Raw genomic sequence first — 11,375 nt, forward strand, 5'->3', positions numbered from 1 at the left:
CCTCGACGTCAGCGTCAGGATCATGATCGGCTGGTCGGCCGGGTTCTGCTTGCGGTAGGTCGGGTTGCTCCGCAGCGCCGTCGGGAGGTCCGCCCGGGAGGCGTTGATCGCCGCCTGGACGTCGCGGGCGGCGCCGTCGATGTCGCGGTTCAAGCCGAATTGCAGCGTGATGCGCGCCGAGCCGACCGAACTTTGCGACGTCATCTCGGTGACGTCCGCAATCGAACCGAGGTGACGTTCCAGTGGACTGGCCACGCTGGTCGCAACCGTTTCGGGGCTTGCGCCCGGCAAGCTCGCCTGCACGGAGATGGTCGGGAAATCGACTTGCGGCAGCGGCGCGACCGGCAGCTTCGTGAACGCGAACAAGCCCGCCAGCGCGATGCCGATTGCAAGCAGCGTAGTGGCGACCGGGCGCGCGATGAACGGTTGCGACAGGTTCATGCGCTTACTCCACTTCCGCCGCAGGGCGGGGCGGCGCGTTCCGGTTGAAACGCGCCCGCACGCGGCGGCCAAGCGAATCGAAGCCGAGATAAATCACCGGCGTGGTGAAAAGCGTGAGTGCTTGCGACACGATCAGACCGCCGACAATCGCGATACCCAACGGCCGCCTGAGTTCCGAACCCGCGCCCCAGCCGAGCATCAGCGGCAACGCGCCGAGAAGCGCGGCCATCGTCGTCATCAAGATCGGCCTGAACCGCAGCAGCGAGGCCTGATAAATCGCTTCCCGCGGCGGCAAACCGTCGTGGCGTTCCGCGTCCAATGCGAAGTCGATCATCATGATGGCATTCTTCTTCACGATCCCGATCAGCAACACAATGCCGATGATCCCGATGATGTCGAGATCGTGCCCCGTGATCATCAGCGAAAGCAGCGCGCCGACGCCGGCAGAGGGCAGCGTCGAGAGGATCGTGATCGGATGGATGAAGCTCTCGTACAGCACGCCCAGCACGATATACATCGTGACGATCGCGGCGAGGATCAGGAACAGCTCGTTCGCGAGCGACGCCTGAAAAGCCAGAGCCGCGCCCTGGAAGCGGGTCTGGAACGAGGCCGGCAGGCCGACGTCCTTCTCCGCCTGATTGATCGCCTTGACTGCTGCGCCCAGCGACGCACCCGGCGCGAGGTTGAACGACACGGTGGTGGCCGGGAACTGGCTCAGGTGAGTGACGAGCAACGGCGCCGGCTGCTCGATGAATTTCGCGATCGAAGACAACTGCACCTGGCCGGTCGTCGAAGTGGAGGAGGGCAGGTAGATCGCGTTCAGCGAATCGGCGTAGTGCTGCACTTTCGGCTGCGCCTCGAGAATCACGCGGTACTGGTTCGACTGCGTGAAGATCGTCGAGACGATGCGCTGACCGAACGCGTCGTACAGCGCGTTGTCGACCGTCGCGGGCGTGATGCCGTAGCGCGAGGCGGTGGCGCGGTCGATTTGCACAAAGACCGATTCGCCGTTCGCCTGCAGGTCGGTGGCGACATCCGCGAGTTCGGGCGCCTGCTTCAGACGCTCGACCAGCTTGGGCACCCAGGTCGTGAACTCGCTGATGTTCGGATCGGTCAGCATGAACTGATACTGCGTGGGGCTGACGGTCGCATCGATTGTCAGGTCCTGCACCGGCTGCATGAACAGCGCCGCGCCGGGAATGTGCGCGACGTCCCTTTGCAGTTGCCGGATCACGTCGCTCGCGGTGTGGCTGCGGTCGTCGCGCGGCTTCAGGTTGATCAGCATGCGGCCGCTGTTCAGCGTGATGTTGTTGCCGTCCACGCCGATGAACGAGGTCAGGCTCTCCACATCCGGATTCTTCAGGATCTGCGCGGCCAGTTCCTGCTGGCGCTCCGCCATCGATTCGTATGAGACGGACTGCGGCGCCTGGGTGATTGCCTGGATTACGCCAGTGTCCTGAACGGGGAAGAAGCCCTTCGGGATGAACACGTACAGCACGGCCGTCAGCACCAGCGTGAGTACCGCGACAAACAGCGTGGCGCCCTCACGGTTCAGCACCCACGTCAGCGCGACGGCATAGCGCGCGATGATGTAATCGATAAATGCGTGCGCTTTGGTTTCGAACCGGTGTGCTTCCTTCGGCGGCGTGTGGCGCAGCAGCTTTGCGCACATCATCGGCACGAGGGTGAGCGACACCACGGCCGAGATCACGATGGTCACCGCCAGCGTGATGGCGAACTCGTGGAACAGACGCCCCACCACGTCGCCCATGAACAGCAGCGGAATCAGCACGGCGATCAGCGACACCGTCAGGGAGATGATCGTGAAGCCGATCTGCTTCGAGCCCTTGAGCGCCGCTTCGAGCGCCGTCTCACCCTCTTCGACGTAGCGCGCAATGTTTTCGATCATCACGATGGCATCGTCGACGACGAAGCCGGTCGCGATGGTGAGCGCCATCAGCGAGAGGTTGTCGAGCGAGAAGCCGCACAGATACATCACCGCCAGCGTGCCGATCAGCGAGAGCGGGACGGACAGGCTCGGGATGATGGTCGCGTAGACATTGGCGAGGAACAGGTACATCACCAGCACCACCAGCACCACCGACATCAGCAGTTCGAACTGCACGTCACGCACCGAGGCGCGGATCGTAGTGGTCCGGTCAGTGACGATGCGCACGTTGAGCGCGGCCGGCAAGGACTCCTGCAGTTGCGGCAGCAGCGCCTTGACGCTGTCGACCACCTGGATCACATTCGCGCCCGGCTGGCGCTGCACATTCAGGATGATGGCCGGCGTCGAGTCGACCCATGCACCGAGCTTGGTGTTCTCCGCGCCCTGCACGATGCTGGCGACATCCGTCAGCATCACCGGCCGGCCGTTCTTGTAGGCGATCACCGCGCTCTTGTAGGCGTCGGCGTCGGTCAACTGGTCGTTGGCGTTGATCGTGTAGGCGCGCGTCGGACCGTCGAAGTTGCCCTTCGGCGTATTGACGTTCAGGTTCGAAATGGTGGTGCGCAGGTCGTCCAGATTCAGGCCATACGCAGCCAGCGCGCGCGGGTTGGCCTGAATCCGTACAGCGGGGCGCTGGCCACCTGAAAGGCTCACGAGACCCACACCCGCCACCTGCGAGATCTTCTGCGCGAGACGCGTGTCGGCCAGGTCTTGCACCTGCGTCAACGGCATGGTCGGCGAAGTGAGCGCGAGCGTGAGGATCGGCGCGTCGGCCGGGTTGACCTTGGCGTAGATCGGCGGCGCGGGCAGGTCGGAGGGCAGCAGGTTGCCCGCGGCGTTGATGGCGGCCTGGACTTCCTGCTCGGCGATATCGAGCGGCAGGTCGAGGCTGAACTGCAGCGTGATGATCGACGAGCCCGCCGAGCTTTGCGACGACATCTGGTTCAGCGAGGGCATCTGCCCGAACTGCCGCTCGAGCGGCGCGGTGACCGAAGATGTCATCACGTCCGGGCTCGCGCCCGGATAGAAGGTCTGCACCTGGATGGTCGGGTAGTCGACTTCCGGCAACGCCGAGAGCGGCAGGAAGTGCAGCGCGACGAGCCCGACCAGCATGATCGCCGCCATCAGAAGGGCGGTGCCGACCGGGCGCAGAATAAAGGCGCGGGATGGATTCATGCGGGTTCAGTCAGCCTTTATTCCGAAGCTTGCGCCGCGTGTCTGTGATGATGCTGGTGCGCGCCCGAAGCACCCCATGGGGCCGACGCGCCGTGTGCGCCCGAGGCGCCGCGTCCACCGGAGGCGCCACGCGGGTGGTCGGCCGGAATGGTGATCTTCGCGCCTTCCTTGAGGCGGTCGGAGCCGTCGATCACGACGCGCTCGCCGGCTTGCAGGCCGGAGGCGATGCTGGTGCGTTCGCCGTCAACCGGGCCGGTTTTGACCTGGCGTACCGTCACCGTGTTGTCGGGCTGCACGACATAGACGAACTGGCCCATCGAACCGTTCAGCACAGCCGAAGTCGGCACGATCACGGCGTCGTGAATCGTATCCACCAGCAGGCGCGCGTTGACGAACTGGTTGGGGAACAGCAGGTTGTCCGGGTTGTTGAACATGGCGCGCAGTTTGAGCGTGCCGGTGGTGGTGTCGATCTGGTTGTCGAGCGTTTCCAGCGCGCCGGTTGCGAGCGACGTGGTGTTGCTGCGGTCGTAGGCCGTCACCGACAGTTTTGCACCTGCCTGCACCTGCTTCATGATCTGCGGCAGGCTGTCTTCGGAGACCGTGAAGATCACGCTGATCGGCTGCAGCTGTGTAATCACGACGAGGCCGTTGGTCAGGTTGGGCGTGACGTAGTTGCCCGGGTCGACCTGGCGCAGACCCACGCGGCCGGCCACGGGCGCCGTGATGCGCGCGTAGATCAGATCGAGCTTGTAGGTATCGATGTTCGCCTGATCCGACTTGACGGTGCCGATGTATTGCTGGACCAGCGACGCTTGCGTGTCGACCTGCTGGCTCGCGATCGAATCCTGCGCGAGCAGCGTCTGATAGCGTTTCAGGTCGAGGCGTGCGGTTTGCAGCAGCGCCTGGTCGCGCGCCAGCGCACCCTGGGCGTTTTCAAGCGAGATCTGATAGGGACGCGGGTCGATCTGCGCGAGCAGGTCGTCCTTCCTGACCATCTGGCCTTCCTGGAACGCCACCGTCTGCAGTGTGCCGCTCAACTGGGTCTGCACGGTCACGGTAGCGAGCGGCGTGACCGTACCGAGCGCGGTCAGCACCACGGGCATGTCGCCTTGCGTCGCGGTTGCCACGTGCACTGGTTGCGGCTGGTTGGCGAACGCGCCAGCACCACCACGGCCGTGACGCCCGCCGCCTTCGCTCTGGGTGCTCGCACCGCCAGCGGGCGCGCCGCCCCAAGGATGCCAGCGCCACACCACGATGCCCGCGACGACGAGCGCGGCGACGATCAGGCCGATCGTGCGTCCCCGATGCCGTTTGCCACCGCTTCCCGACTGGCCGGTCGCGCCAGACGGCTGTTGAGCCGGGGCGGGTGTGCGTGAAGTTTCCGGATGCTTTTGTTGTTCGTCCATCGATTCGATCAGGTAGCTGGCGTGGAGTTAGGCAGGCGTGCGAAATACAACGCAGAGGTTCTGCGCGGCACGACGCGAGACGCGGGAAAAGGATCTTAATGCAAAGCCGTTACGTGACCGTGATTGGGACCGTTGCGAGATCGATACGTGACCGATGTGCGATCGTCAAGCGGATGGTGACGCCTGCCGTATCGAACTCGCTGCTCGTTGTCTGGATGCCGCTGGTCGCACGCAGCAAGCTTCGCGAAAGCATGATCCTACGTCCCTGGCTTCGCTACCGTCTAGTGGTGTATTTTTCGATTAGTTACGTGCGTTACACCCGGCGGGTCTCTGCATGTGATACGGGTCTGCAGCGCGCTGGCGGGGAGTCAGGCGGAGGCCCTGAAAGCGCCTCAGGTATCGAGGCGTCGTCCTGGCGTGCCGCCGATCTCGAGGGCGATCCTGGCAATGCATTCGAGTAACAGCGGTGCGGCGCGTGTCATCAGCCAGTCACGCGGACACTGGTGAGCGGAGCCGCCGCAATTAACCGCGTAACGTTCGCCGGATGGGCCGATGAAGCCGGCTGCGATGGCGTTCAATCCGTCGTGCCATTCGCCGGTGGAAATTGCGAAACCATGTGCAGCCGTTTCCTGTAGCGCGTGCTGGAGTCGGTTGCTAATATGCCCCCAGTCGTCGCCTTCGGCAGCCTGCAATCCGAGCAGCAACTTTTCGCGCTCGGGTTGCGTCAGCACGGCGAGATACGCGCGGCCCACGGCGGTCCGGCTCAGGTTCATCCGCGAACCGACCTCAAGCCGCGACACCAGCACCGCGGAACGTGGCTTGATGGCGTCGATGACGACCATGTCGAGGCGGTCGCGCACCGCCAGATGGACGGACAACGACGTGCGCTCGGCGAGCTCGATCAGGAACGGCCGCGAGCGGGCGCGAATATCGAAGTTGCGCAGAAAGCCGTTGCTTAGCTCCAGCACGGAAGAGGTGAGGACGAAGCGTTCGCTGTCCTGCAGGCGAAACAGGAAACCCGCGCTGACAAGCGTCGCGGTGATGCGGGAAACGGTTGGCTTGGGAATACCGGTGAGTTCAGTCAGTTCGCGGTTGCTGAGCGGCGCGTCGGCGGCCGCAATGCAACGCAGTACGGTGAGGCCGCGGGCAAGCGCGGTAACTTCGTCTCCTGAGCCATCTTTCTCTTTAGCGGTCTCGGTACCGCGCGGGGGCCTGGATTCGTGCGTCATCTCATTTTTATGAAACATCATTTCAATTTGCGAACTTGTGCGGCCTTGCCGAACCATGGGCGGCAGCACCGAACCTGCACCATAACGATGCACGCTGACCCCATTTCATGGGATAATTCATTGTAATAGAAGGACACACTTGACAGATTGCAGGTCAGTAAGATTTTGCTTGACTTAGTCAGCATAACCGTAAAAAATGGAATCTCATTTCGAAAGGAAGGCGTGCGCTTGACTTGCGCACCGCGGCTGGGCGTCGCTGGCGTTGTAGCAAGGCCTGCGCCCGCAAGGCGTTCCGGCACAAAACACGTGCGTGACGTCAGTCCGCGGCACTTTCGAATCCCCTCTCTCAGGTTCTAGCACGGCCCTCGGAATGGCTAGAACTTTTTAAGGCGCCACGGCAACGTGGCGCCTTTTTTTTCGTCCACGCAGTAAAGATTGGCGTGTGCATAGACGCGGCTAGACGTCCCTTAGGGACGCGGCTGTGCAGCATGCAACATGCGCTATGCGCCATGCATTGTGCCGCGCGATTGCGGCATGGAATTTCGACGTGTTTGTGATGGCCCGTTACGGCCTAGCGTGCCACGAGCGATACCGTTGCGATACCCAGAATCGTCATTAGTAGCGAAGCCGCTACGTGGATGGCAATTTCGCCGGCGGCCCAGCCGAAGCGTCCTTCCTGCATGCGCTGCACCACCTCGGCAGAGAAGGTGGAGAAGGTTGACAGGCCGCCCATCAATCCGGTGATCACGAACAGGCGCCATTCGGGCGCCAGGCCCGGCCAACGGCCGAAGAAGGCCACGGCCACGCCGATCACGTATCCGGCAATCACATTAGAGGCAAGGGTGCCGAGAGGGAGCAGGGGAAATACCGCGTTCAGACGGATACCGAGGAACCAGCGGAACAACGAACCCAATGCACCGCCGATACCCACAGCCAAAATGGACCAATACATGGAAGACGCCTGGCAAAGTCGGAATGTCGACAAAACCGGAATGAGCGCAGACGCGGCTGCGTCCGCAAGCATCCGGGCAAACAGGCATCATCAGCCCCACGCGGGCGGTTAAGGGAGAATGCCATCTCCAGCGCGCGATTTTATCATCGCCGCGCTCATGTGGGGACAGGTGGGGGCGCCAGGCTCAGCCTGGCCGCTTATGCCGGTTGCATGGATTTGTCACGCTCCGCGCCACGCGTGGGCGTTCCCACGCTGCTTCGCGGCTCGCCGTATTGACGGCCTTTGTCAACTACGCAAAACGCCGACATAATGTACCGTCCCCAGCGCGGCCTGCCGGGCTCTCGAACTTCTGCGCGTACGCATGAGACTGACAACCAAAGGGCTGTTGCTGATCGCGATTCCGGCCGTGTTCGAGCTTGCGCTGCTCTCGGCGCTGGTGAAAGCACAGGTGGACACCACGCAGGAAGAGCGCTGGGCGGCCCATAGCGAGGACGTCCTGCGCCAGACCTCGGCGATTCTGGAGCCGGTGCTGCTCGAGTCGGTGCGCTTGCGCGGGGCTGTCCTCAGCAACAAAGCCGACGTCACGACGCCGGTGGCGCTGTGGATGGATATCGACAGGCGCATCGACCAGTTGAACGATCTGGTCGCCGACAATCCGGCCCAGGTCGAGCGCACGGAGCAGATCCGCCAATCGGTGCAGGCTTACCGGCAGTGGTCGGACCGGGTGCAGGACCTGTTGCGCTCGGGGCGCCGCCATGATGTCGTCGAGCGTTTCAGCGAGCTGGCGAGCATCGACGTGCTCGACCGCTTCCGCGCCCAGGTCGCCGCATTCCAGAACGAAGAACGGCTCCTCGACGTGCAGCGCTCCACCGAGGCCGAAGCGGCGCGTGAGCGGCAGCAGGTGCTGGTACTGGTTGCCGGGCTTGGTTCGCTGCTGTTTGTCGCGCTGGCTGTGTGGCTATTTACGCGCGGCGTGCGCGGGCGCCTTGCACTGCTGTCCGACAACGCCGGCCGACTCGCCAGCAATGAGCCGCTGGCGCCGGTCGACTCGGGCTCCGACGAGGTCGCCCGGCTCGATCAGACGCTGCACGAAACCAGCCGCCGCCTGCTCGAGGCGGAGCGCATCCAGGCGCGCTTCCAGTCCGACCTCGCGCGCCGCGCCAATGAACTGGCGGCCATCAACGAGACGCTGCGTCAGCAGACCCAGGAAAACGAGATGTTCATCTACAGCGTGTCGCACGATCTGCGTGCGCCGCTCGTCAACCTGCAGGGTTTCTCGAAAGAACTGATTCATGCGTGCGACGATCTGCGCGCCGCGGTGCGGCAGTCGTCGCTCACGCCTGCGCGGCGGCAGCATATCGAACGGCTGGTGGACGAAGACATTGGTGAGGCCTTGCATTACCTGCAAACCGCGGTGCTGCGGGCCTCGCATATCATCGACGCGCTGTTGCGGCTCTCGCGCGTCGGACGGGTCGAGTACCGCCGTCAGCAGGTGCGGGTGCGCGATATCCTGCAACGGGTGATCGATGCGATGCAGGTGTCCATCCGGTCAAAGCGCGCGCGCGTGGTGGTTCATGATCTGCCGTCGGTGTGGGGCGATCCAACCGCGCTCGAGCAGGTGTTCGCGAATCTGGTGGGTAATGCGATCAACTATCTCGATCCTGCGCGCGAAGGGCGTGTCGAAATCGGTACGACGCCGTCGCCGCCTGGCGTGCATTCGTTGCGCATTTTCTATGTGAGAGACAACGGACTCGGCATTCCGGCCGTCGCGATACCACGCCTGTTCAATGCTTTCCAGCGCTTGCATGGCAATGTCGCGACCGGCGAGGGGATTGGACTGGCGCTGGTGCGCCGGGTGGTCGAGCGGCATGGGGGCCGTGTGTGGGCGGAGTCGACCGAAGGGGCCGGCACGACTTTCTATCTTTCGCTGCCGGAAGCGGAGTTGCGTGCGCCGCGCAAAGAGCCTGAGTTGCTGACGGCCGCCGCGTCGGGATTCAGTGTGCTGTGAAGAGTCGCCGAGGCTTCAATAGCTTGCTGCCGCGAATCGACCAGTAACAGCCAAACGCGATCAGCACGAGCGCGCCCGCGATAACCGTTTGGGGTGCCGGACGTATACCCAGCAGGCCGTCCAGTGCGAACAGGCCACGTACCAGAATCAACATGGCAGCCCACAATGACAGCACTGCTTGCACGAGCAGGCGTGTCGCGGTGAAGCGGCGTGCCCGGTTCTCGAGCGACCAGCGCGCGGGTGAACGGCGGCAGTAGAAGGCAATCGCAAAGAGGGCGACAGCGAGAATGACGATCCAGTCTGTCAGTTCCATTGAAAGGGGCTCCGAAGTCAACCGTCGACTATAGGAAAGCCATTCGTCGCGAACTATCGGACTAGTCTCAAACGCACGGGCGTATCCAACGTGAGAGTCTGGTGCTGAGGGAAGTGTCTGAATGCTTTGGCGGGGATGCCGGAGGAGGACGACGGGTACGTCGAGGCGGCGCGATTGTCGCCCCGACGTTTAAAGCAGTCTTATAGCTCGATACGTGTGCCGAGCACCACCAGGAATTGTCGCAGCCATTCGGGATGCGCCGGCCATGCGGGTGCGGTGACGAAGTTGCCGTCGGTAATCGCCGCGTCAACCGGAATGTCTGCGTAGTCGCCGCCCGCAAGCTTCACTTCGGGCGCGCAGGCCGGGTAGGCTGCAATCCGCTTGCCGCGGATGACGTCGGCGGCGGCCAGCAGTTGGGCCGCGTGGCAGATTGCGGCGATCGGCTTACGCTGTTCCGCGAACTGACGCACGATGTCGATCACCTTCTGGTTCAGGCGCAGATATTCCGGCGCACGGCCACCCGCGATCGCCAGTGCATCGTATTGGCCGGGATCGACATCGTCGAAGGTCGCGTTCAACGTGAACTGATGCCCAGGTTTTTCGGTGTAGGTCTGGTCGCCTTCGAAGTCGTGAATCGCCGTTTTGATGCGATCGCCTGCCGACTTGCCGGGGCATACCGCGTCGACGACGTGGCCCACGGCCTGCAATGCCTGAAACGGCACCATTGTTTCGTAATCCTCGGCGAAATCGCCTGTCAGGAACAGAATCTTCTTTGCTGCCATCGTATGCCTCCAGTTGAAGTGCGGAACACATCGAACGTTCAGCGAGTCTACTCCAACGTGTTTGACAGTACAGCGACGGGTGGTGTCACGAGCGCCCGCCCGTACATTTGCCGCGCACGCCCCCAGGCGCGCACCGGCTTTCAGGTGCCCGCCGCGCAGGGCAGTCGGCGCGAGGGCGTATCATGGGCCCGTTTCCGTATGCAGAAGCCGCTTACTGCGGCTCGAATCCCACAATGACACTCTTCACTCGCCGATCTCTTGTGCGCCGCACTGCCGCCGCCTTGCTCCTGCTGGGGGCGCTGGCTGCATGCCAGAAAAATAACGCCTCGGCCGGGCAGCTTGCCGGCAAGATGGATGACGCCACGCAGCAAGCCGGCCAGGCGATTGACCAGGCTGCGAGCTACGTTGGTCAGCAGGTCGACACGGCGAAGCAGAATATCGAGTCGGCCTCGGCACCGACTATCACCGTCGATCCATCGACGCTCGCCTCCGGTGCGCAGGCGAACCTGCAGGGCGCGGCCAGTTCGGCCAGCGCCGAGCTCAACCAGGCGGCATCGTTGACGGGCGCCGGTCTGCAAAGCGCGGGGCGCAAGCTGCAACAGTGGTCGGATCAAACGACGGCGGCTTCGTCGGCCTCCGCTGCATCGAGCGATACCGACAGCAGCGACGCGCAAAAGCAAATGGACAAATGACGCAGAGCGTCACGGTGACCGGTGCGCATCATCCGCAAGATCGAGACGGTGGCGTATTGAGCGCAGCGCAAGCGTTCTAACATTCCGTTACGCATGCAAATCCGTTCCCGCGGCAACTAGGGCTACACTTGGCGTCTCCCGTTTTGTCACGGATTGCCATGAAGTCATGCCAACGATGGTGTGAGTCCGGGGCTGCGCCGTTCACCGGCGGGCAACGGGCATTTCGCACTGCCTCTTATTTTTTCCGCCGTCTGGATTCCGACCCTTTCCCTCGCGGTGCTGCGCGGACTGCCGACGTCGATCCGGTCCAGGAAAGCGTGACGCCCGGCGGCCGCAAGCCCACCGTCGCGCCACGTCCAATGACGCGCAGCGAAATCCGCCAAACCGTGGCTGACTATGGCCAGGCCGCGCGGAACGCGATCGAGGCC

10 protein-coding genes, 1 pseudogene and 1 riboswitch are annotated in these 11,375 nt (G+C 63.4%); of the genes and pseudogenes, 3 read left to right on the forward strand and 8 right to left on the reverse strand.

What is annotated here, in order from left to right; translation table 11 throughout:
* The 6 genes from M0954_RS29980 to crcB all read right to left on the reverse strand — a co-directional run.
* The coding region (locus M0954_RS29980; protein WP_297357130.1) for an efflux RND transporter permease subunit at positions 1-441 on the reverse strand (441 nt) is incomplete at its 3' end.
* A 4-nt stretch (positions 442-445) separates the two neighbouring features.
* Positions 446-3,565: an MdtB/MuxB family multidrug efflux RND transporter permease subunit gene (locus M0954_RS29985; protein ID WP_297357132.1), complete on the reverse strand. Its 3,120-nt coding sequence runs from the start codon at positions 3,563-3,565 to the stop codon at positions 446-448.
* Between the two features lie 17 nt (positions 3,566-3,582).
* Positions 3,583-4,971 carry an MdtA/MuxA family multidrug efflux RND transporter periplasmic adaptor subunit gene (locus M0954_RS29990; RefSeq protein ID WP_297357134.1) on the reverse strand — a complete coding sequence of 463 codons (1,389 nt, stop codon included), beginning with the start codon at positions 4,969-4,971 and terminating at the stop codon, positions 3,583-3,585.
* 109 nt (positions 4,972-5,080) lie between these two features.
* The gene (locus M0954_RS29995) at positions 5,081-5,224 is read right to left on the reverse strand and encodes a hypothetical protein (protein WP_166660699.1); all 144 of its coding nucleotides are present in this window, start codon (positions 5,222-5,224) and stop codon (positions 5,081-5,083) included.
* A gap of 139 nt (positions 5,225-5,363) precedes the next feature.
* Complete coding sequence (locus M0954_RS30000; protein ID WP_122155656.1) at positions 5,364-6,200, reverse strand: IclR family transcriptional regulator; 837 nt, start codon at positions 6,198-6,200, stop codon at positions 5,364-5,366.
* 571 nt (positions 6,201-6,771) lie between these two features.
* A complete protein-coding gene (crcB, locus tag M0954_RS30005) occupies positions 6,772-7,152 on the reverse strand; it encodes a fluoride efflux transporter CrcB (RefSeq protein ID WP_133891428.1) in 381 nt (126 codons plus the stop codon).
* Positions 7,153-7,226: 74 nt separating this feature from the next.
* Positions 7,227-7,290: riboswitch (Fluoride riboswitch) on the reverse strand.
* A 223-nt stretch (positions 7,291-7,513) separates the two neighbouring features.
* On the opposite strand from crcB, the gene M0954_RS30010 reads away from it, so the two are divergent.
* On the forward strand, positions 7,514-9,160 hold the full coding sequence (locus tag M0954_RS30010) for an ATP-binding protein (protein WP_297357136.1): 1,647 nt from the start codon (positions 7,514-7,516) through the stop codon (positions 9,158-9,160).
* On the opposite strand, the gene M0954_RS30015 is transcribed toward M0954_RS30010, so the two are convergent.
* The gene (locus M0954_RS30015) at positions 9,147-9,473 is read right to left on the reverse strand and encodes a hypothetical protein (protein ID WP_297357138.1); all 327 of its coding nucleotides are present in this window, start codon (positions 9,471-9,473) and stop codon (positions 9,147-9,149) included. The two genes, M0954_RS30010 and M0954_RS30015, sit on opposite strands and share 14 nt — an antisense overlap.
* Positions 9,474-9,673: 200 nt before the next feature.
* Positions 9,674-10,255 (reverse strand): DJ-1/PfpI family protein, encoded by a 582-nt coding sequence (locus M0954_RS30020; protein ID WP_122154389.1) that lies wholly within the window; start codon positions 10,253-10,255, stop codon positions 9,674-9,676.
* A gap of 233 nt (positions 10,256-10,488) precedes the next feature.
* On the opposite strand from M0954_RS30020, the gene M0954_RS30025 reads away from it, so the two are divergent.
* On the forward strand, positions 10,489-10,947 hold the full coding sequence (locus tag M0954_RS30025) for a hypothetical protein (RefSeq protein ID WP_183143151.1): 459 nt from the start codon (positions 10,489-10,491) through the stop codon (positions 10,945-10,947).
* Between the two features lie 158 nt (positions 10,948-11,105).
* Positions 11,106-11,375: pseudogene (locus M0954_RS30030) on the forward strand (hypothetical protein); the annotation flags it as partial.

Source organism: Paraburkholderia sp., from assembly GCF_026225065.1.
Lineage (GTDB): Bacteria > Pseudomonadota > Gammaproteobacteria > Burkholderiales > Burkholderiaceae > Paraburkholderia.

What these genes read in the sequence shown, in the direction of transcription:
- M0954_RS29985 (WP_297357132.1), bottom strand. Translation starts at nt 3,565, where the DNA reads ATGAATCCATCCCGCGCCTTTATTCTGCGCCCGGTCGGCACCGCCCTT.
- M0954_RS29990 (WP_297357134.1), bottom strand. Translation starts at nt 4,971, where the DNA reads ATGGACGAACAACAAAAGCATCCGGAAACTTCACGCACACCCGCCCCG.
- M0954_RS29995 (WP_166660699.1), bottom strand. Translation starts at nt 5,224, where the DNA reads ATGCTTTCGCGAAGCTTGCTGCGTGCGACCAGCGGCATCCAGACAACG.
- M0954_RS30000 (WP_122155656.1), bottom strand. Translation starts at nt 6,200, where the DNA reads ATGACGCACGAATCCAGGCCCCCGCGCGGTACCGAGACCGCTAAAGAG.
- crcB (WP_133891428.1), bottom strand. Translation starts at nt 7,152, where the DNA reads ATGTATTGGTCCATTTTGGCTGTGGGTATCGGCGGTGCATTGGGTTCG.
- M0954_RS30010 (WP_297357136.1), top strand. Translation starts at nt 7,514, where the DNA reads ATGAGACTGACAACCAAAGGGCTGTTGCTGATCGCGATTCCGGCCGTG.
- M0954_RS30015 (WP_297357138.1), bottom strand. Translation starts at nt 9,473, where the DNA reads ATGGAACTGACAGACTGGATCGTCATTCTCGCTGTCGCCCTCTTTGCG.
- M0954_RS30020 (WP_122154389.1), bottom strand. Translation starts at nt 10,255, where the DNA reads ATGGCAGCAAAGAAGATTCTGTTCCTGACAGGCGATTTCGCCGAGGAT.
- M0954_RS30025 (WP_183143151.1), top strand. Translation starts at nt 10,489, where the DNA reads ATGACACTCTTCACTCGCCGATCTCTTGTGCGCCGCACTGCCGCCGCC.